The 20,103-nt window shown below is 38.7% G+C and carries 21 protein-coding genes; 12 read left to right on the top strand and 9 right to left on the bottom strand.

Going from position 1 to position 20,103, the window contains the following annotated elements; translation table 11 throughout:
- Positions 1-11: 11 nt before the first annotated feature.
- The 6 genes from IPP32_17125 to hutH all read right to left on the bottom strand — a co-directional run bounded on the left by IPP32_17125 (position 12) and on the right by hutH (position 5,287).
- Complete coding sequence (locus IPP32_17125) at positions 12-449, bottom strand: hypothetical protein (protein MBL0049806.1); 438 nt, start codon at positions 447-449, stop codon at positions 12-14.
- Positions 450-608: 159 nt separating this feature from the next.
- Positions 609-1,322, bottom strand: coding sequence for an FKBP-type peptidyl-prolyl cis-trans isomerase (locus IPP32_17120; GenBank protein MBL0049805.1), 714 nt, complete (start codon positions 1,320-1,322; stop codon positions 609-611).
- Between the two features lie 110 nt (positions 1,323-1,432).
- Positions 1,433-2,347, bottom strand: a complete 915-nt coding sequence (locus IPP32_17115) for an FKBP-type peptidyl-prolyl cis-trans isomerase (GenBank protein ID MBL0049804.1) — start codon at positions 2,345-2,347, stop codon at positions 1,433-1,435.
- 16 nt (positions 2,348-2,363) lie between these two features.
- On the bottom strand, positions 2,364-3,272 hold the full coding sequence (locus tag IPP32_17110; GenBank protein ID MBL0049803.1) for an FKBP-type peptidyl-prolyl cis-trans isomerase: 909 nt from the start codon (positions 3,270-3,272) through the stop codon (positions 2,364-2,366).
- A 4-nt stretch (positions 3,273-3,276) separates the two neighbouring features.
- Complete coding sequence (locus IPP32_17105; protein MBL0049802.1) at positions 3,277-3,699, bottom strand: FKBP-type peptidyl-prolyl cis-trans isomerase; 423 nt, start codon at positions 3,697-3,699, stop codon at positions 3,277-3,279.
- Positions 3,700-3,790: 91 nt separating this feature from the next.
- Positions 3,791-5,287, bottom strand: coding sequence for a histidine ammonia-lyase (hutH, locus tag IPP32_17100; protein ID MBL0049801.1), 1,497 nt, complete (start codon positions 5,285-5,287; stop codon positions 3,791-3,793).
- A gap of 87 nt (positions 5,288-5,374) precedes the next feature.
- Here hutH and IPP32_17095 point away from each other — a divergent pair, with 87 nt between their 5' ends.
- Complete coding sequence (locus IPP32_17095) at positions 5,375-6,607, top strand: MFS transporter (protein MBL0049800.1); 1,233 nt, start codon at positions 5,375-5,377, stop codon at positions 6,605-6,607.
- Positions 6,608-6,632: 25 nt separating this feature from the next.
- Here IPP32_17095 and crtI read toward each other — a convergent pair whose 3' ends face one another.
- From crtI to IPP32_17080, 3 genes are all read right to left on the bottom strand, one after another.
- Positions 6,633-8,105, bottom strand: coding sequence for a phytoene desaturase (gene crtI / locus IPP32_17090; GenBank protein MBL0049799.1), 1,473 nt, complete (start codon positions 8,103-8,105; stop codon positions 6,633-6,635).
- A gap of 132 nt (positions 8,106-8,237) precedes the next feature.
- Positions 8,238-9,515, bottom strand: a complete 1,278-nt coding sequence (locus IPP32_17085; GenBank protein MBL0049798.1) for an NAD(P)/FAD-dependent oxidoreductase — start codon at positions 9,513-9,515, stop codon at positions 8,238-8,240.
- Positions 9,516-9,577: 62 nt separating this feature from the next.
- Complete coding sequence (locus IPP32_17080) at positions 9,578-10,228, bottom strand: fatty acid desaturase (protein MBL0049797.1); 651 nt, start codon at positions 10,226-10,228, stop codon at positions 9,578-9,580.
- Positions 10,229-10,552: 324 nt separating this feature from the next.
- Here IPP32_17080 and IPP32_17075 point away from each other — a divergent pair, with 324 nt between their 5' ends.
- The 11 genes from IPP32_17075 to IPP32_17025 all read left to right on the top strand — a co-directional run bounded on the left by IPP32_17075 (position 10,553) and on the right by IPP32_17025 (position 20,058).
- The gene (locus IPP32_17075; GenBank protein MBL0049796.1) at positions 10,553-11,626 is read left to right on the top strand and encodes a 3-oxoacyl-ACP synthase III family protein; all 1,074 of its coding nucleotides are present in this window, start codon (positions 10,553-10,555) and stop codon (positions 11,624-11,626) included.
- Between the two features lie 111 nt (positions 11,627-11,737).
- Positions 11,738-12,229 carry a hypothetical protein gene (locus tag IPP32_17070; GenBank protein ID MBL0049795.1) on the top strand — a complete coding sequence of 164 codons (492 nt, stop codon included), beginning with the start codon at positions 11,738-11,740 and terminating at the stop codon, positions 12,227-12,229.
- 198 nt (positions 12,230-12,427) lie between these two features.
- Entirely contained in the window at positions 12,428-12,802 is a 375-nt protein-coding gene (locus IPP32_17065) for a nuclear transport factor 2 family protein (protein MBL0049794.1), read from the top strand.
- Positions 12,803-12,894: 92 nt separating this feature from the next.
- Positions 12,895-13,278, top strand: coding sequence for a VOC family protein (locus IPP32_17060; protein MBL0049793.1), 384 nt, complete (start codon positions 12,895-12,897; stop codon positions 13,276-13,278).
- A gap of 9 nt (positions 13,279-13,287) precedes the next feature.
- A complete protein-coding gene (locus tag IPP32_17055) occupies positions 13,288-13,635 on the top strand; it encodes a transcription initiation protein (protein ID MBL0049792.1) in 348 nt (115 codons plus the stop codon).
- A gap of 47 nt (positions 13,636-13,682) precedes the next feature.
- Entirely contained in the window at positions 13,683-14,921 is a 1,239-nt protein-coding gene (locus IPP32_17050) for a sigma-70 family RNA polymerase sigma factor (GenBank protein MBL0049791.1), read from the top strand.
- A 157-nt stretch (positions 14,922-15,078) separates the two neighbouring features.
- Complete coding sequence (locus tag IPP32_17045; GenBank protein ID MBL0049790.1) at positions 15,079-15,831, top strand: ABC transporter ATP-binding protein; 753 nt, start codon at positions 15,079-15,081, stop codon at positions 15,829-15,831.
- A 3-nt stretch (positions 15,832-15,834) separates the two neighbouring features.
- A complete protein-coding gene (locus IPP32_17040; protein MBL0049789.1) occupies positions 15,835-17,121 on the top strand; it encodes an ABC transporter permease in 1,287 nt (428 codons plus the stop codon).
- A gap of 2 nt (positions 17,122-17,123) precedes the next feature.
- Positions 17,124-17,384 carry an acyl carrier protein gene (locus IPP32_17035; GenBank protein MBL0049788.1) on the top strand — a complete coding sequence of 87 codons (261 nt, stop codon included), beginning with the start codon at positions 17,124-17,126 and terminating at the stop codon, positions 17,382-17,384.
- Positions 17,385-17,389: 5 nt separating this feature from the next.
- Positions 17,390-18,688, top strand: coding sequence for a hypothetical protein (locus tag IPP32_17030; GenBank protein MBL0049787.1), 1,299 nt, complete (start codon positions 17,390-17,392; stop codon positions 18,686-18,688).
- Between the two features lie 122 nt (positions 18,689-18,810).
- Complete coding sequence (locus IPP32_17025) at positions 18,811-20,058, top strand: FAD-dependent oxidoreductase (protein ID MBL0049786.1); 1,248 nt, start codon at positions 18,811-18,813, stop codon at positions 20,056-20,058.
- The last annotated feature ends 45 nt before the right edge of the window (positions 20,059-20,103 follow it).

Below are 20,103 nucleotides of genomic sequence, written 5' to 3'. Positions count from 1 at the left end.
TTTGGGAAGCCTTATTGTTTGGCAAAGGTAAGGTATTTTGTCCCACCATTTCCACCGCTAATATGCTCCAGTTTTAATTGACTCGAACTTTGTTCAAGCACATGCCAATCTTCTTCTATATCCTCGAAAGGTGAGATGGAGTTAAATAGGAGTATGAATTTAACTTGGCTGTCATCCGTTCCGGTTTGCCATGTACCACTTACAGTATTGGTATTTTTAGTTGCTGACACCACACCTGAATTGCTGAATTCAAATAAATAATTACTAAAGTAATTGGTATGATCGACACCATCTTCTGAAAAAAATGTTACAGCCCATTTACCACTTTGAATCACTTGGTTAGTAACATTAGCAGTTGCTCCGGAGTTTGAATTGTCGTCCTTTTTACAAGAAAAAAGGGTGATGCTTGCGAGGATTGCTAGAAAGGATAAGCGAATTATTTTTTTCATGTTGCGGTTATTTTTATCAAAGGTCAGTAAAAAATGTAGGTACTCCCAACTTTTTATGCCGAATAGGGATAAATTGATTTTGAAGTGGGTTTTAATTTATAGGCAAAAAAAATCCCTGATTGCTGTGCAATCAGGGATTTTTTTTTTTGATTCTTAGGTTTATTTCACATCTACCAACTCTACATCAAATACTAAGGTAGCTTTTGGAGGAATTGGGCCTTGTCCGCCTTCGCCATACGCTAAGTTGTATGGAATAATTAAGCGTGCTTTTTCACCTGTTTTAAGCAAGGCAATACCTTCATCCCATCCTGCTATTACTTGGTGTTGACCTAATCCAAAAGAAATAGGCTCTCCACGTTCTACGGATGAATCAAACATTTTACCATCTAATAAATATCCGGTATAGTGCACCGATACTGATTTTCCGGCTTCTGCCTTAACTCCGGCATCATTTTTTTTAACCATAATGTATTGTAGGCCCGACGCTGTTTTCAAGGTGTCTTTTCCTTTTACATCATAGGGTTTTGGAGCAATGCTTTCCACAAAATCAATCAATTCTACATCAAAAATAAGGGTTGCATTTTGAGGAATGATTGGTGGATAACCGCGCTCACCATAACCCAAATTTCCGGGAATGGTTAAGGTTGCTTTTTCACCTTTGTGTAATAAAGCAATTCCTTCGTCCCAGCCTTCAATTACTTGCCTTGCGCCCAATTTAAAGGAGAAAGGTTGGTTGCGGCTTACCGAACTATCGAAAACGGAATCGTTGGTTAGTTTACCTGTATAATGTACTGTTACTTTATCACCTGGTTTAGGTTGTGCGCCTTTCGTTTTTTGTGTTACCAATACTTTCAAACCGGAAGCAGTGGTAATTGTTTCGTCTTTTCCCATTTTTTTAGAAGTATCTTCTTTTTTTTGAGCAATGGCAGCAGTACTTGCTAATAGCGCTATTGCTACAAAACTTGAAATAATTTTATTCATGATTATTTTACATTAACTAATTCAACATCAAAAACCAATGTGCTGTAAGGTGGAATTACAGGGCCTTGTCCGCTTGGACCATAAGCTAAACCGGATGGAATAACAAATTTAGCTTTCCCTCCCACACTCATCAATGCAATACCTTCATCCCATCCCGGAATTACGGCACCTTCACCCAATTTAAATTCGATGGGCGCTTTATCCGGATGATCAAAAGAAGAATCAAATTTAGTACCGTCTAATAAAGTACCGGTATAGTGTACCGAAACTGTTTTGCCTTTCTCAGCTTTAGCACCTTTTCCTTTTACTTCCTCGATATAAACTAAGCCGCTTGTAGTAGGTTTAGAAGTGATTTTATTGTCGGCAATGTATTTTTCCATTTCGCTCACTTCTGAGTTTTTACGCGCTTCCATATCTGCCATTTGCTTGGCTTGTTTTTCTTGTTGTTCTTTTTCAAACTCAGCTTTCGGAGTTACTTTCTCTAATTTTAAATCAAAATAGATTCCACTTCCTTTTTCCACAAACTTTGGAGTTTCCATTTTAAAAGTTTTCACAAAAAATGAATCTGCATTCACAACGAAGCTGGCACTATCACCAACGCTCATCATAGCAAAACCTTCTTCGATACCCCCTTTAAAGCTTGGCTTTTGTAATGGAACTAAAATAGGTTGCCCTTGTTTACGTGAATCAAAAATCACAGAATCTTTACTGTTTTTATATACAATAACCATGCTCATGATATCTCCTTCTTTGGGAGTTATTTTGCCATCGCCTTTTTTGTGGAACTTAAATGCCAAACCACTTTCAGCATCTTCGTAGCCGGGATATTTTGATTTTTTACAAGACGATAAACCGATTGCCAGTATGCCTGCACATAGAACAGCCAAAGCAATTCCTTTTGTTAAATTTTTCTTCATTAGTGAAAATGGATTTTTAATTGATTTTTAAAATTTCGAGCGCAAAAGTAACAGTTTTAAATGGACTCACAATACCTCCTGCGGAGCCTTTACTGCCAAAGGCGAGCGAAGAGGGGAGGAGTACTTTGGCTATATCACCTTCCCGCATTTTATAAATTGCCAGTTCAATGCCTTTTATAACTTGCCCCGGCTCTCCTAGCTTAAAACTTAAAGCTTCTTTCTCATAAGTGGAATTGTCGAATTTTTCACCATTCAAAAATGTGCCTGTATATCTTATAGTTATCGCATCTCCGGCTTTTGCGGCCTTTCCATTTCCTTTTTTTAGAAGATAAAAATAAAGCCCATTTTCATCCGGAATTTTTGGGAATTTTTGGGAGCTTGTATCTAAAAAGTGGTTTAGCACTAGTTCTTCATCTGCTGCAAGCTCGGCGCATAACCGCTGATAGGATATACGCTCTATTTCCTGCTGTTTGGGAGTTTTTAAATGAATAAGTTTAGCTTCCATTTTTACCAAAGAATCTCCATTAAAGGGAATTAAAATCCCACTAAAATTAGTCGTGTCGAAAAGTAAATGGGTACTCATAATAAAGGTACAGCTGTCACCTTCGCTTAACAAACTGAGCGCTTCATAAAATTGAAACTTAGTTTTTTCTTGCGAGAAATGTAGGGTATCCAATCCTTTTTCATTTCTGAAAATACTAACCGGTATAAGCTGGTCATTCATTTTTTTAAATTGCAGTTGCACCTCCAAAAAATCATTTTCGGAAGGGTAATTTTTTCCTTCTCCAATGTTATGTCGATGGTAGTAAAGTCCACTTTTTGTAGGAGAAAAACCAGGGTAGCGTTCTTTCTCCTTTTCAAGCCTGCAGGCTATCAGAAATATAAAAAGTACAAGAAAATAACTTATTTTAAAGGAAGTGTGCAAAATGTTAATTTACTGAAACAAGTTCAACATCATAAATAATAGTGGATAAGGGAGGAATTTTTTCCTGATCTCCAATTAAGCCATGAGCCAAGTGAGGTGGTAAAATAAAAATTGCCTTATCACCTGCGTGCAACAACTTGATTCCTTCATGTAAACCGCTCTCCACATTATCTTGATCAATTAAAAAACGCTCTGGCTTATCTTTTGAACGATAACATTCCGACCCATCCAGCAAGGTAATTTTATAATTAATAATAGCGTACTTTCCTGCTTTGGCAAGCTTTCCGGCGCCTTTTTTATAAATCAAATAACGTAAGCCGCTACCGCTTTTTTCCATCTGCCAATTTCGGCGCGATACGTATGCATCTATTTCTTCATTTTCTTTGTTCACCATTCCGCGATTGGCTTGCAACAGTGGTTTTTTCATTTCACTGTTTTTTAGCTTCGCAATTTGCTGTTGCTTATTATCTGTATTACATCCTGCGAAAGCAGTAAAAAGAATAAGAACAAGGAGGACCTTATACATGGGGTAAAGGGTTACTTTTTAAAAATTGAATTGATGCTTCCATGTCTGTGTATAGGATGCGATCTTCTGCTAAAGCACTAACTTTTTTACGATAATCTGAATGAAGTTTTTCAAGCACTGTCGATGATTTTAGAGGCCTGCGAAACTCAAGCGCTTGTGCAGCATTCATCAATTCAATAGCCAGTATTTTCTCCACATTTTCAATCACCTTATACGTTTTAGTTGCCGCATTTGCTCCCATGCTCACGTGGTCTTCTTGACCGTTTGAAGATACAATAGAATCAACCGAAGCTGGAGAGCACAGTTGCTTATTTTGGCTAACAATAGAGGCTGCAGTATATTGCGGAATCATAAATCCGGAATTTAAACCTGGATTGGAAACCAAAAATGCCGGAAGTTTGCGCAATCCCGAAATTAACTGATAGGTGCGGCGCTCGGATATATTGCCCAATTCGCTGAGTGCAATGCACAGCATGTCGAGCGCAATGGCCAAAGGTTGTCCATGAAAATTACCACCCGAAATTATTTCATCTTCTTCCGGAAAAACGGTTGGATTATCGGTTACCGAATTAATTTCAGTTAGAAAAACTGATGCTACATAATTCAATGCATCTTTACTTGCACCGTGAACTTGTGGTATGCAGCGAAAAGAATAGGGATCCTGAACATGCTCTTTTTTTTGCAAAGCAATTTCGCTACCTTTTAAGAATGCCCGCATAGTTTTTGCTGTTTCCAGCTGTCCTTTGTGAGGACGTATGGTGTGTATGTGTTCTTTAAAGGGTTCAGTTCTGCCATCAAAAGCATCTAGCGAAAGCGCGCCAATGGCATCCGCCCAAACAGAGAGTTTTTTTGCTTTTAAAATGCACCAAATGCCATAAGCACTCATAAATTGTGTTCCATTCAGTAAGGCAAGTCCTTCTTTAGATTGCAAGGTAATGGCCTCCCATTTCATTTCTTGCAATACTTCCTTCGCAGCTCTTTTTGCGCCTTTGTAATACACTTCACCCATCCCCAGCAAGGGCAATGAAAGATGTGCCAAGGGAGCCAAATCGCCCGAAGCGCCTAAGGAACCTTGTTGATACACAACAGGTAAAATATCATGATTGTAAAAATCAATTAAGCGCTCCACCGTTTTTACTTGCACAGCACTCTTACCATAGGATAAGCCTTGTATTTTAAGCAACAGCATTAGTTTTACCAGTTCAGCAGGCACTTCATCTCCTGCACCGCAGGCATGGCTCATCACCAAATTTTCTTGCAACTTACTCAAATCTTTGTCTGATATTTTGGTGTCGCACAAGGAGCCGAATCCGGTATTGATGCCATAAATTGGACCTTTGTGATTGGCCATTTTATTGTCGAGATAAGTACGACAGGCTTCAATTTTATTTTTAGATTCAGGTGAAAGTGCTAGCGGAAGTTTTTCAGAAATTATTTTTTCTACTTGCTCAAAGTCAAGGGTAGCGGCTGAAATGATATGAGAATGCATAGTTGGATTAAAATTGTAATAGAGCAAAAATAAAAGAAATATACCACTAAGCGTGAAATAATAATTGCATCCGTTTTTCTCTTACTTTTGAAAAAACTGAAAACACACTTGACCGCAACTATTCCAACACTTTTTAAAAATTCTTTTGGCGGATTAGCGCGTGCTGTATGGATTTTGGCTGGCGTTCAATTCATAAACCGTTGCGGTTCGATGGTGCTTATTTTTATGACGGTGTATGGCAAGCACCACCTGCATTTTAGTGTGCAACAAGTAGGAGTGGTGATGGGATTATTTGGGATTGGTTCTTTGACTGGCGTATACATTAGTGGCAAATTGGTAGATAAACTAGGTTACTACGCGATAATGCTTTGGAGTTTAGTTTTAAGTGGATTATTATTAATTCTATTGGGACAGTTACATCAATTTTTAGCTGTATGTGTGGGGACTTTTTTTGTGAGTGCATGCGGCGAGGCATTCCGTCCGGCAAATATGGCTGCCATTGGAATTTATAGCAGTCCCGAAACACAAACCCGCTCGGTATCACTTAATCGATTGGCCATAAATGTTGGCTTTACCATTGGGCCGGCAGTAGGTGGTTTTTTGGCATCCTACAATTACGAATTACTTTTTTGGGTGGACGGATTAACTTGTTTGGCGGCAGCCCTCTCGGTGAAATTGTTTTTAAAAAGTCGAAATAGTAAAGAAACTATAAAAGCGAATCTCACGGTTGAAACAACGAAAGAAAGCCCTTATAAGGATAAAGTATTTCTTTTCTTTTGTTTGGCGAATGTGGCTTATGCAATTGCTTTTTTTCAATTAATATTTATTTTGCCTTTATTTTATAAAGATGTTCAGGGTTTAAGCGAGCAACATATTGGCGGATTATTAGCCATGAACGGAATATTGGTTGCTGCAATTGAAATGGTACTGATATATAAAATTGAAGGGAGATGGACGAAGTTGAATTATATAAGTTTGGGTGCTTTTATTTTGTTTCTGAACTACATTTTCATGCCTTTTTTTAATTCCACTTTTTGGCTGATTATTGGCATGTTACTCATTACTTTTTCCGAAATGTTTGCGATGCCATTTATGAGCAGCTTTATGATGCAGCGCTCCAATGCAAGTAATCGAGGACAATATTCCTCTTTGTATTCTATGAGTTGGTCCTTGGCGCAAATTGTTTCGCCCTTGTTAGCTTCTCAAATAATTGCGCATTTTGGCTATAATTATTTATGGATGCTTATGGCTGCACTCTGCCTTGCAGTGACAATTGCTATGCGAGTGATGAACCAAAGAAGCGAGCTAGTGAAAAGCTAATATACCTCGTTGAAAATCCTTAGTATTATTTTATAAAACTAGTAGCAATTTTAGCCGACATCAAGCTAAGCGGAATGCTTGGTCCTGGATGAACGCTTCCTCCGCAGAAATATAAATTTTTAATGTTTCCGGAATAATTCGCATGGCGCAAAAAGGCTGCAAATTTATTGTTAGAAGCATTGCCATAAACGGCTCCATAAGCGCTTGAAGTGCGTGCCTCAATTACGCGGGGTTCAAATACAATTTCACATTCAATCATTGGCCGTATGTCGGTTTTGAGCATTCGGTTTATTTTTTTGATGATGTTTTCGCGTGTGGTTTCAATTAATTTATCCCAATCTTGACCTTGGTTGTTGGGCACATTTATCATCGTAAACCAATTTTCGCAACCCGGAGGCGCATCTTCGGGCACATGCTTACTCGAAATATTTACATAAATGGTAGGGTCGTCAGAAATTGTTTTTTTATCAAAAATAGTGGAGAATTCTTTTTCATAGCTGTCGCTAAAAAAGATGTTATGCAATTTTAGCTCTTTAAAATCATGTTTAATTCCCCAATAAAAAACCATGGCAGAGCTCGATTTTTCTTGACGAAGCGTGCGTTCCGGCTTTTTTGCAGAAGGCAATAATTTATGATAGGTGTTGTACACATCCATGTTGCTAATGACCACATCAAATTTTTCAACACCTGCATCGGTGCGCACGCCAACAGCTTTTCCATTTTCCACCACAATTTCTTTAACCGGACTATTAAATCGATACTCCACTCCAATGTCCTTTCCAAGTTTCACCAAAGAGTCTGTTATTGCAAACATACCGCCCACTGGAATAAAAGCCCCTAAATTAATTTCGAGGTGGGGAATAACATTTAGCGTAGCGGGTGCTTTAAACGGACTGGACCCATTATAGGTGGCATAGCGGTTAAAAATCTGAACTACTTTTTTATCTTTAAAAGCTTCAGCATTGGCTTGATTCATGGTTTTAAACGCCTGCAATTTTCCAAAGTTGGCAAGACCTTTTGCCACGCGTTGCGTGAAATAATTTTTCACTTTATGCAAGGAGTTGTGTAAAAAAACTTCTGCAGTTAATTTGTATTTGGTTTCTACATCTTTGAGATAGTCCAACACCTCTTTTTCGCTCACTGATGTTTTAGAAGCAATTTCTCGAGCAATTTTTTCCTTGCCATGATAACCATGAATCACTGTTCCATCTTCAAAAAAATATTGATAAACCGGATCGAGATGCACGTAATTGAAATATTTTTTTGGATTTTTTCCGCTCAACGTAAAAAGTTCATCAACATACTGCGGCATAGTAAAAACCGAGGGCCCCATATCAAATCGATATCCTTTAATCGTTTCTTGAGAAAGCTTCCCACCGGGAAAAGAATTACCTTCAAAAACGCTTACCTTATATCCTTTATTTGCCATTCGAATACTGGCACCAATCCCTGATATTCCGCATCCAATGATAGCACAGGTTTTTTTGCTTGTTGACATAGTTTTATGTGATTGAGTTTTCGGAGTGCAAATATAAATTTTTAAGAATGCTCCTTTTTATGAGAATAGTCATAAAAAAATGCCATTGCATTCATGGGGCAATGACATTTTAAGTGGATTGTTTTACAAAAACTAATTTACCTGTAAATCGCGTACATCACGATTGTGAAGACGGCCAAGGCGCATCAAATCAATTAAGGAGCCGGTTACAAATCGTAAAAAATAACGGCTGTATCGTGTATAAACCGCTTCACCGGTGAAAATCCGTGTTAAATACTTTACCATGTGGGGAGCAATAAATTTCCCGAATGGCGTATTTAAACGGTCCTGCCCAACACGAAATAAAGTAAACAATCGGCCACTGTACCAGGTATCTACCACGCGCTGCCAAACTTGCAATTCCCACTTCTGCTCTTTTTCGTATTTTTTTAATGCTGCTTCTGTAATGCCTTCTTCATTAATCGTTTTGGCTAATCGAAAAGCCCCTTTAAGCGCAAGAAATAGTCCCGTCGAAAATATTGGATCCAAAAATCCTCCTGCATCGCCTGTCAATACCCAGTTTTTTCCATAAAAACGATCTGAAATCAATTGGTAATTGCTGTATTTTACCACATTGGTTTCACGCTTAGCATTGGCAGTTAAGCGACATAAAGTATCGTCGGCTTTTAAATAATTGTCGTATTGTTCTTCTATTGTATTTCCGTATTCGGGCAAATGTTTAGGGTTAATAACTACTCCAACTGAAGTGCGATCAACCAATGGAATTCTCCAGCTCCAGCCTTTGTGCAAACGGTGTAAGTGAATGTTGCAAGGATCAATTTTTTCGGCGCCTGATAAATGTGCAAAAAGTGCAACGTCTTTGCGGGTTCCGGTTTTTACAGGTATGTCCAACAAGCGCGCAATGGTTCGTGTGCGTCCGGTGCAATCTACAATCCATTGCGGTTGCCCTTTAAAATAGTCACCACAAATTTGCATGGTTTCATCGGCAAGTTTGAGTTCATCATCATTACCGGTTTTTTCAATTTTGGCAATGTGTTCAAAAAAAGTAACGCCCTCGCTTTTTGCTTTATCAAAAATGGTTTTGTCGAATTTTAATCGGGGTACATTGTAAGCGTAGGGTGCAATTTTTCCTTGCCCTGCGCTAAATGGAGAGGTGGTTTCCTCATCTTTGCTTAACCAAACGGATGCGCCTGGTTTATAGGTGCTGTAGGATTTTACTTCATCTTCTACACCAAGTGCCTTCAACATTGGCACTACTGCGGGTACAAGCGATTCGCCAACAATAATTTCAGGTCGTTTTTCTAAATAAAATACAGCCACTTGATGCCCGGCACGTTTTAATAAAATGGCAAGGGCACATCCAGAGGGGCCACCGCCAATAATTGCGATCGTTTTTGATTTTTTGTTCATGTATATTGGAATCTAATTTTTCTAAACAACAATAAAAGGCGGATTTGGTTTTGGGGAATTAATTATTTTTCCGCCCATAGCTTCCACCAAGGAAGATATGGTTTTTTATGGTGCTCGAGGTGGTAGCCAAAAAAATAACAGGAAATAAATCCCCATATGTGATTCTTTTTTTGGGAACGGGTTTTATGAATATTGTCAATAGTTTCGGGATGGTGATGTGGCTGAAAGGTACCAAAATAAAAAAGTTGTATGGTGCTCAATACCGGTGGCACTATCCAAAACAAAACCAAATTGGCCTTTGGAATACCCGTTAAATAATGAATTACATTAAATGCAATGGCCAATACTATAATTTGAACCCAAGAAATATAATGCAGTAAAAAATGCCAATACCAGCGAAAAAATCCACCTTCATAATAATCCGGATCCTTATCTGTTGCCACGGCTTGGTGATGCTTACGGTGCTCGGTTTTTACTTTTGTATAATTAAATGCAGCATACAAGGTAACACAAATTATTCCCACAACTTTATTCACCGTCTTATTGTTCGAAACAGTTCCATGAAAGGTATCGTGTGCGGTTATGAATAAGCCGGTGTACAAATGTGTGAGCCAAAGAACCCACACAATATTTATAGGATGCGTAAGGTCGGTAACATTGCGCAACACTAAAGTAAGGGAAACCGCCCATACAAGAAGTACACAAATCGCCATTAGCAAGCCTTTGGTGCCAAGGCTGACCTCTTGTCCGAAAATTCGTTCTTTTTTAGCTTCCAAATTGGTAAAAAATTCAGTGATGTTTATTGCGCAAAAGTAAAAGAAATTTACTGAACTGAATTGTATGACTTCTAATCACCTCAAATTTGGGAGAACTTTTTTTAATATTTCTTACTCTTCAACTCGATTAAGAATTAAAGTAGGCTTGCTCAAATCGCTTATCATTCTTCAACTTTATAACATATCGGTTTCATAAAGCTTGAAATATTTAGTAAATTTGTATAAAGCTGCTTTATAGTAGTAAATTAATCTGTTGAATGCATGCAAAGAACTGTCATTAAAGGAACAGGGAGTTTTATGCCTCCTATTGTTAAAACAAACCGTGATTTTACTGTGCACGATTTTTTTAGTGAGGATAAAAAGCGCATTGAAGCCAATCCAAGTATAGTTGTCGAAAAATTTAGGGCCATTACCGGTATCGAAGAGCGCAGGTATGTGCCTACAGAAATGAATGCTTCAGATATTGGGACCCTTGCTGCCAAAGAAGCTATAAAGGAGAGTGAAATAGATGTGGAAACGCTGGATCAAATTATTGTAGCGCATAACTTTGGCAATGTGGTGAAACATACTTTTCAAACCGATGTATTGCCGGCACTTGCTTCCCGTATTAAACACAATTTAGGAATTCATAATCCACGCTGTGTTGCCTACGATATTTTATTCGGTTGCCCCGGATGGATTCAAGGAGTGATTCAGGCGGATTCTTTTTTTAAGGCCAAAATTGCGAAGAAATGTTTGGTGATAGGCACCGAAACTCTAAGCCGTGTGCTGGATGTTTATGACCGTGACAGTATGATTTTTTCAGATGGGGCCGGTGCATGTGTGCTTGAATTTGAAAACGTTGAAAACACAGGAAGTGGAGTGCTTAGCCATTGCACCCTTTCGCATTGTATGGATGAAGCGTATTACTTGTACTTAGGCGAATCTAATTTTCCGGATTCTGATCCACGCATGCGCTACATAAAAATGAAAGGCCGAAAAATATATGAGTATGCGCTTAAAAATGTGCCGCAAGCCATGAAGGAATGCCTCTACATTGCCGGATTGGGGATTCAAGATATCAGCAAAATATTTATTCATCAGGCCAACGAAAAATTGGACGAAGCAATCATTAAAGCGTTTTATAAACTTTATGGAATTCAAAATGTCCCCGATAAGGTAATGCCCATGAACATTCATAAATTGGGTAATAGTTCGGTGGCAACCGTTCCCACTTTATACGATATGGTGCGAAAGGGGAAAATTGAGGGATATGCTGTAAAAACTGGTGATGTAGTCTTATTCGCTTCTGTTGGTGCCGGCATGAACATTAACGCAATAGCTTACCGTATTTGAGCGCTCAGTGCAGCTAGCTTTTGACAAATCAAGAAAATTGAATCTCTTGCAAAACAAGTAACCTTAAACTTATTCAAACATGAAACATGAAACTTTCCTTTAACAACTAGCATGACAAAATCCAATTACGATCAAATGTTCGCCATCATCGAACAAGTATTTTCAACACGTAATGATCCTAATCAAATTCAGGTTAGTCCACAGCAACTAAAAAAATTGCAAGCCATACATCCCGCCACCTTAACCGAACTTTCTAACGAAAACGGGCCTTTGATTTGGATTCTGGTAATCCCTACCACAAGTAAAATCATGCTCGAATTTTTGGAAGGAACAATAAGTGAAAAGAAAATGCTAGATAAAACAAAGGTGGGTGCATCCTACGATTGCATTTATTTGTGTTCTGCTACCACGCTTCCGCAGATGAGAGGCAAAGGAGAAAGTAAAAAACTGGCTATTCAATCAATAAAGGAAATCTGCAAAAGCCATCCCATCAAAACCTTATTTGTTTGGCCATTTACAAAAGCAGGACTTGGTTTAGCAAAAGCCATTGCAAATGAATGTAAACTGAAATTGGAAGTTTTGCAAGAGAAAGAAAAATCCTAATCAATTTTGCTTAGCAACAATTAGTTAAAAAATCCGCCCAATCCTCCGAATCAGCGTCATCCGCATTCGAATGTACAATTCACTTTTTTCCAATAGTATGATTCGAAAAAAGAAATTCAAAAATTATTTTTCGCTTCCTGTCCAATTTTAAAATCTCATTCGTTCTGATGGTATATAAACCAATTAATTTATGAAATCATGTCCACAGAAACAAAAACAAGGTCAACAACAGAAGTAGCTAACAGATTATTGGAATTGTGCCGCAAAGGGCAATTTAAAGAAGCGCAAGAAGAATTGTTTGCAGATAATGTCACCAGCACTGAACCCGCTTATTCACCGCTTCCTTCTGCTACCGGTAAAACCGCAGTACTGCAAAAAGGAGCCAATTTTGCAGCCATGATTGAGGCCCATCACAGCAGTTCATTTTCAGAACCTAACATAGGCGGATCGTATTTCAGTTTTGCCATGATGCTTGATGCAACCTTTAAAGGCAAGGGAAGAATGAAGCTCGAAGAAATATGTTTGTTTCAAGTAAGCAATGGTCAAATTGTTTCGGAACAATTCTTCTTTTAATTTGTAAATTGGCATCTCAAATTTAATTCATTTAAAAATTATAAACCCTGCAATTGAAGGTATTGAATCCTTCAAGCAAAAAAAACAAAAATATGACAGCACAAGACAATTCACTCAATTGGTTCGAAATTTCGGTAGCTGATATTAACCGCGCTGCAAAATTTTATGAAACCGTATTTGCGATTAAAATGGAACGAATGGAAATGATGGGTATGAAAATGGCCATGTTTCCCGGCGAAAACGGAAATGGGAAAGCTTCCGGCGGACTTTGTGAAAGCACCATGCACAAGCCCAGTATGGATGGCGCCAAAATTTATTTAAATGCGAACCCTGATATGGCTCCGGCGCTTGCAAGAATAGAAGCAGCAGGAGGAAAGGTAGTGATGCCCAAAACTAAAATTAGTGAGGATATAGGGTTTATGGCCTTCTTCATCGATTCGGAAGGTAACAATGTGGGCATGCACTCCATTAAATAAATTAAAATTATGAAAGATTTTTTATTAGTGTTCCGAAATGAGGAACGTAAAGCGCAAAGTCAACCATCGCCCGAACAAATTCAAGCCATGATGAAGCCCTGGCAAGATTGGATTGGAAGCATTGCGGCGCAAAATAAATTAGTAAGCGCCGGTAATCGATTGGAGGGTGATGGTCGGGTTATCAAATCCACTAACGTAATAACCAACGGTCCTTATGTTGAGATTAAAGAGGCGATTGGCGGTTATACCATCGTTAAAGCTGCTTCTCTCGACGAGGCAGTTGAGCTTTCAAAATCCTGCCCCATTTTGCAGATGGGCGGAAATGTTGAGGTGCGGGCAATAGTGCCCATGGATTAAGTTGTGATAATTTAAAACGTCCCTGTAAAAGCAGGGACGTTTTTTCAATGAATAAAGAAGAGATTGTACCACATTTATTTCGCACCGAGTATAGTAAAATTGTGGCTGTGCTTACAAAATTATTTGGCCTCGAACACATCCAAATTGCCGAAGATATTGTGAGCGATACTTTTCTACTGGCTGCTGAAACTTGGGGTTTAAAAGGTTTACCCAAAAATCCTCAGGCTTGGCTTTATACGGTTTCCCGTAACAAAGCATTGGATGCCCTTCGCCGCTCTAAAGTTTTTTCTGAAAAAATTGAAGTAGAACTAAAGCTGAATAGCAGTGTGGAGACGAATTTTGATATTGATTGGTCGGGGAAAAATATGGAAGACAGTCAACTGCAAATGATGTTTGCCATTTGTCATCCGGCCATCACAACAGAAGCGCAAATAGGCCTATCATTAAACATTCTGTGTGGTTTTGGTGCCGACGAAATTGCAGATGCTTTCTTAAGCAATCGGGACACAATTTATAAACGTTTAGCTCGCGCCAAGGAACGTCTGAAAACTGAAAAAATAAAGCTTGAACTTCCTCCTCCAGCGGAAATTCAAGCTCGATTGGAAACTGTTTTAACGACTTTATATTTACTTTTCAGCGAAGGATATTATTCGAGTTCTCAAAATACAACGCTACGAAAAGACCTTTGTATAGAGGCCATGCGACTGAATGTGATGCTAACCGAAAATGAACTAACCAATACGCCACAAGCAAACGCACTATTGGCATTGATGTGTTTTCATGCCTCACGCTTTGAAGCACGCACCAATAGGGAAGGGGAGTTTGTATTGTATGAGGAGCAAGATGAAAATTTATGGAATCAAGAACTGATAGCAAAGGGTAAACAATATTTAAATAGCGCTTCTACCGGCGTTAAATTGAGTCGCTATCACCTCGAAGCCGCAATAGCCTATTGGCATACTCACAAAAAGGACAGTCCCGAAAAATGGGAAAATATTTTACAACTTTACAACCGCCTGCTGCAAATCGAATATTCGCCCATTGCTGCACTAAACCGAACGTATGCTTTATCTAAGGCAAACGGAAAGAAAGAAGCGATTATTGAAGCCGAAAAATTAGATTTAAAAAGCAACCACCTTTATTATTCTTTGCTTGGAAATCTATATTCGGAAGTAGATAATAAGAAAGCAATTGCGCAGTTTAAACAAGCTTTGTTCCTAGCAAAGACTTCTGCTGAGAAAAAAATAATTCAAGCTAGCCTCCACAAATTGGAGGCGATTGGTTAAGCCACAATCAATTCACCAATAAATCCTTAGTTCAAATTAAATCAAATTGCTACATTTGCAGCCCCAAAAAAGTAGCAATTAGCAGCAAAACAAGGCTTTTTTAGTCTTGGTACAGCATTTAAAATGAATAATAAGTCGTGCAAAAGTTTGAATTGAAATGAGTTCTGAAATTATTATCAAAATTGAAGGGCTCAGCAAAACACATAAGGGAGCAAGCGAAGAAGCAATTAAAAATATTTCATTGAGCATACATCGCAATGAAGTTTTTGGATTGCTCGGACCCAATGGTGCCGGAAAAACTACTACCATTTCTATTTTGTGTGGTTTATATGATGCCAGCAAAGGAACTGTTTTAATTGACAATCTTGATCACAAGCATCACCGCGAAGAAATTAAAAAAATTATAGGTGTTGTGCCACAGGATATAGCCTTGTATCCCAGCTTAACCGCAAAAGAAAATTTGCGTTTTTTTGGAAATATGTATGGCATCTCCGGCAAGATTTTAGAAGAGCGAATGAATGCTTTTCTTGAGCATTTTGAATTGGCCGAGCATGCCAATAAACGCATTCTAAAAATGTCGGGCGGCATGAAAAGAAGAGTAAATTTAATTGCTGGAATTCTACACCAACCCAAAATACTTTTCTTGGACGAGCCTACTGTTGGGATTGACGTGCATTCCAGAAGCTTGATTATTGATCATTTAAAAAAAATAAATCAGTCGGGAACAACCATTATTTACACCTCGCACCACATGGAAGAAGCAGAAAATTTTTGTTCTGTAGTGGCTATTATCGACCATGGTAAAATTATCGCCCAGGGTTCACCTAAAGAGTTAGTTGCCAGCAATCCAAAGTTTCGAAAAATGGAGGATGTGTTTTTGAATTTAACAGATGTGCCTCACTCGTATTAAGGTATGAAAAGATTATTAGCCAGCATAACCAAAGAGTTTTTAATCCTAATCCGCGATAGAGCAGGATTAGGGATTCTCTTTCTTATGCCTATGATTTTGGTTTTTATCATGACCTTTATTCAGGATGCTGCCTTAAAATCAATCAATGAATCAGGCGTTCCTATTTTGTTTGTGGACGAAGACAAAGACACATTAGGTTCCTACCTCGAAAATGGGATTGCGCAAACAGAGTTTTTTAAACTCGAAAAAAATATTGATGGAATAGCTGCAACTTCTGAAACAGCTCAAAAGGCTGTAGCTGAAGGAAAATTTATGATGGGAATAATAATTCCAAAAGGGGCCACCAAAGCATTGCGCAGTAATGTAAAGGAAATGATAGCATCCGCTTTGGCTGATTCAAGTGCACCCATGCCTGCAGCTAATTCTATGCAAATTCAAGATTCGCTTAACATTATTATTTTTATTGATCCTGTTACAAAAAAATCCTTTATCAGTAGCATTACTGCCTCCTTGCGGGAATTTATTTCAAAAGTAAAATCGCAAATTATTTTCAAAACATTTAAAGAAGAAATTGCTGAATTTATGCCAGTAAATTCCGCAAACACTTTTAATGATAAAGAAGTGCTTGGCTACAAAGAAGTGTATGCGCGCAAAGCAGAGAATAAAATATTCCCCAATTCGGTGCAACACAATGTACCTGCATGGATTGTTTTTGCCATGTTTTTTATTGTGATTCCTTTGTCAGGAAGTATCATCATGGAGCGTGGCGAAGGCGCATCGATTCGACTAAAAACGCTTCCTGGAAATTACATCACTTTTTTGGCCGGAAAGATAATTATCTACTTGGCTGTTTGTTTAATTCAGTTTTTACTGATGCTTAGTGTAGGACTCTATATTTTACCGATGCTGGGATTACCGGTTTTGCAAATGGGGTCAAGTCCAATTTCAATTCTTATTATAACTTTAAGTAGCGCGCTTGCCGCTATTGGATTTGGTGTAATGGTAGGCACCATTGCAACTACCCACCAACAAGCATCCATTTCGGGATCTGTTTCCGTTTTAATATTAGCAGCAATTGGAGGAATCTGGGTTCCTGTTGCGTTAATGCCGGATGTAATGAAAACAGTAAGCATGGTCTCTCCTTTAAATTGGGGACTCAGTGCTTTTCACGAAATATTTTTGCGCAATGGACATTTGCTGAGTATAATAAATAATGTAATTCGTTTATTGGTGTTTTTTGGCTTAACCATGTGGGTAGCTTATGCAGTTGATAAACACCGAAGGAATTAAAAATGAATATCCATCCCAACATAGAAACAATTTGTAAGGAGCTTTGCAGCTTCATTTCCACTCACATTTTGGCCGAAGGCATTGCTTTGGATAAGCATACACCACTTAGCAGCGTCGGCATTGATTCTTTTTCACTCATTGAAATTGTATTATTTATTGAACGTCAATACGGTATTGTTTTAGCGGATGATTCTTTGATTCCTGAAAATTTAAAAAGCGTCGAAACCATCGCCAACTGCACAATACAACAGTTAAAAGCATAAGTAAAATGCCTGCAACCCTCGCGCAAAAATCACCACTTAGCGGTGCCGATTATTTTCAATTGGTGCTCGATCAGCATATCCGCAAGCACGGTATGGTTGGAAATGTTTCGCGGGTAGTGATTGAATTGGATGGCAAATTGGAGCTGGCTCAGTTGAGGCAACGATTGAATACGCTTGTAATTTTTAATTGGATGAAGGAATTGCGCCTGAAACGTGCTAACCTTTGGAAAATTCCATACTGGCAAAGAACTCCCACCGAAAAAGATTTCCCTATCACCGAACATTTTGAAGCTGTTGAAATTCCTATCGAAGTCTTAAATCGCGACATCTGCGCACAAAGTGGAACCTTATTTCACATCGATTTAATTCAACGGGTAAATGGAAATTCAACTTTTGTTTTTTCGGTACACCACTCTCTTATGGACAGTAAAGGGGTACAGCTATTAATGAAGATGCTGGGTGACGATGCAATTCCGGAGCAGGTAGAGAGCTATTTTCCTGATGAAATACCCTCCAAAAAATCACTTATTTTTAAGTTGAAAAAATCCTTCGAAGCCAAGCATTTTATCGAGGAGTTTGATTTTAAAAATATGGCAACGCTCCTGGAAGCTACACCTAAAGCAGTTCTCCGCTCGCGTTTCGATACTATACAATTTACACAAGCCGAAAGCAAAATAATTAATGACAACAGCCGTTTAAATGGCTCTCGATTTGGTAATAGTGCTTATTACTTGGCGTGTATCACTAGGGGATTAAATCATCTGCTGGAAAAGCGAGGAAAGGGAACCGGCGATTTTTGGGCCCCACTTCCGCAAAATCAACGTTTACGCGGATCTAAAGGACCCATATTTAGTAATCAACTTTCATTCATGTTTTTTCGCATTCCAAAAGCGAAGCTGCATTCACTTCCCGAAACCATTGAGGACATTAGTAAGCAAATGGTGCATCAGGTGCGCATTGGGTTTCCTCAAGCTTACTCTACCATGATGGAACTTTTTAGAAGAGTACCCTTGTTCATTTATTCTTTCTTAATTAAAAATTCATCTAAAGGCGCCACAGCCAGCTTTTCTTTTTCGGATGTGGGTGAGGCTTGGGGAGATTCTAAAACATTTTTAGGCTTGCCCATACTTGATGTTTCTCACATTCCTGCAAATCCTTATATACCCGGTTTTACGGTGGTTTTTAGCCAGTTTAACGGAGCATTAAAAGTGATTGTGGCACACATTGAAGAAACAATAGGCGACAACGAAATGGAAGTTTTTGAGCAATACTTAAGAAGAGATTTGCTGCAATCTCAGCAATGATTAACGCTGAAGAGAAACTGCTTGTGATTTTTTGATAAAATACTTCTTCTACGAATTACCCTCCACACCACTTCAATTATCCCTTTCTTGAATTCCTTATCTTTGGCACAATTGCTTTATTTATGCATAAGGAAATTTTTTGTGATGTATTAGTTGTAGGTGGCGGTGCAGCCGGTGTGGCTGCTGCAGTTGGCGCTGCCAATGAAGGAGCAAAAGTAATACTTGCCGAGCACAATTCTTTTTTAGGTGGTAAAGGGAGTGCTGCCATTGTGGGCACTGTTTGCGGTTTATACTTGCGCAAAAAATCAGAACACACTCAATTTGTATGTGATGGTTTCGCAAAAGAATTTGCAACTGCTCTTCAAATTGCAAGTACGTCTATTCCTCAATCCAATTCGGAAGGCTTGCATTACTTGCCTTACCAGCCATTCATGTTCAAAACGGTTTGTGATGATTTTCTCCAAAAGTCCGCTGTAGAGGTTTATTTGCACACTACTATTTCGTCCTGTGTTAAAACGAGCAATAGTATCCAATCCATTTCAGCTATAGCTTTCGATCATCAAGTAGTTTTTAAACCAAAAACAATTGTGGATTGCTCAGGTGAGGCAATTGTTTCGCAACTTTCATCCTTGTCGATTGTTGACGATGAAACATTTCAGGCTGCCGCACAAGTGTTGACACTGCATCATGTAGCTGCCGATAAGGAAGCTAATCTAAGCCTTTTGTTATTGCGTGAAATAACCAAAGCTGTCGATTCAGGCCAACTGCCAAAAGAACTTAGTCGAACTTCTATTGTTCCGGGTTCGCTGCATCAAAATAAATTAATGCTAAAAATTGCATTGCCGTTTTTAATCACACATCAACTTAATGCTGTGTCGCAAGTTGAAACGGAAGCGCGCAAACTTGTGGTACTGTTTTTTAATTTTTTGAAGAGCAATATCTCAGCATTTAATGCAGCACAATTAGGCGAAGTAGCAGTGGAAGCAGGCATACGAACCGGAAGAAGGCCTATTGGAAAATATCAATTAACAGAAGACGATGTTTTGACATGTCGGAAGTTTGCTACCGGTATTGCCAATGGGGCATGGCCAATTGAATTTTGGGAGCCGGGCAAAAAAGTGAAAATGAGTTATTTTAAAGAAGCTGATTATTATCAAATTCCAGCGGATAGCCTGATATCAGGCGAAGTGAATAATTTGTTTTTTGCCGGAAGAAATATTTCGGCAGATAAGCAAGCCATCGCCAGTGCACGTGTAATTGGCACCTGCCTTCAAAGCGGATATGCAGCAGGAGTGCTGGCGGGTGGACAAGTTAAGGGAAGCAAGCAAATGGATCTTATTTCTCAGATTCGAAACAAGCAAATTACATAGCTCTTTTATACCTTTGCACCTGCATTTGTGGGTTTAAGAAAACTG

Source organism: Bacteroidota bacterium (assembly GCA_016721765.1).
In the GTDB taxonomy this organism is placed as follows: Bacteria; Bacteroidota; Bacteroidia; order UBA4408; family UBA4408; genus UBA4408.
The sequence above is the reverse complement of the archived record's forward strand: the minus strand, read 5'-3'. Positions and strand labels throughout refer to the sequence as shown.

Excerpts from the sequence above, each read along its gene's own strand:
- IPP32_17125 (MBL0049806.1), bottom strand. The coding sequence starts at position 449 with ATGAAAAAAATAATTCGCTTATCCTTTCTAGCAATCCTCGCAAGCATC.
- IPP32_17115 (MBL0049804.1), bottom strand. The coding sequence starts at position 2,347 with ATGAAGAAAAATTTAACAAAAGGAATTGCTTTGGCTGTTCTATGTGCA.
- IPP32_17105 (MBL0049802.1), bottom strand. The coding sequence starts at position 3,699 with ATGAAAAAACCACTGTTGCAAGCCAATCGCGGAATGGTGAACAAAGAA.
- hutH (MBL0049801.1), bottom strand. The coding sequence starts at position 5,287 with ATGCATTCTCATATCATTTCAGCCGCTACCCTTGACTTTGAGCAAGTA.
- crtI (MBL0049799.1), bottom strand. The coding sequence starts at position 8,105 with ATGTCAACAAGCAAAAAAACCTGTGCTATCATTGGATGCGGAATATCA.
- IPP32_17085 (MBL0049798.1), bottom strand. The coding sequence starts at position 9,515 with ATGAACAAAAAATCAAAAACGATCGCAATTATTGGCGGTGGCCCCTCT.
- IPP32_17080 (MBL0049797.1), bottom strand. The coding sequence starts at position 10,228 with ATGGCGATTTGTGTACTTCTTGTATGGGCGGTTTCCCTTACTTTAGTG.
- IPP32_17075 (MBL0049796.1), top strand. The coding sequence starts at position 10,553 with ATGCAAAGAACTGTCATTAAAGGAACAGGGAGTTTTATGCCTCCTATT.
- IPP32_17070 (MBL0049795.1), top strand. The coding sequence starts at position 11,738 with ATGACAAAATCCAATTACGATCAAATGTTCGCCATCATCGAACAAGTA.
- IPP32_17065 (MBL0049794.1), top strand. The coding sequence starts at position 12,428 with ATGTCCACAGAAACAAAAACAAGGTCAACAACAGAAGTAGCTAACAGA.
- IPP32_17060 (MBL0049793.1), top strand. The coding sequence starts at position 12,895 with ATGACAGCACAAGACAATTCACTCAATTGGTTCGAAATTTCGGTAGCT.
- IPP32_17055 (MBL0049792.1), top strand. The coding sequence starts at position 13,288 with ATGAAAGATTTTTTATTAGTGTTCCGAAATGAGGAACGTAAAGCGCAA.
- IPP32_17050 (MBL0049791.1), top strand. The coding sequence starts at position 13,683 with ATGAATAAAGAAGAGATTGTACCACATTTATTTCGCACCGAGTATAGT.
- IPP32_17045 (MBL0049790.1), top strand. The coding sequence starts at position 15,079 with ATGAGTTCTGAAATTATTATCAAAATTGAAGGGCTCAGCAAAACACAT.
- IPP32_17040 (MBL0049789.1), top strand. The coding sequence starts at position 15,835 with ATGAAAAGATTATTAGCCAGCATAACCAAAGAGTTTTTAATCCTAATC.
- IPP32_17035 (MBL0049788.1), top strand. The coding sequence starts at position 17,124 with ATGAATATCCATCCCAACATAGAAACAATTTGTAAGGAGCTTTGCAGC.
- IPP32_17030 (MBL0049787.1), top strand. The coding sequence starts at position 17,390 with ATGCCTGCAACCCTCGCGCAAAAATCACCACTTAGCGGTGCCGATTAT.
- IPP32_17025 (MBL0049786.1), top strand. The coding sequence starts at position 18,811 with ATGCATAAGGAAATTTTTTGTGATGTATTAGTTGTAGGTGGCGGTGCA.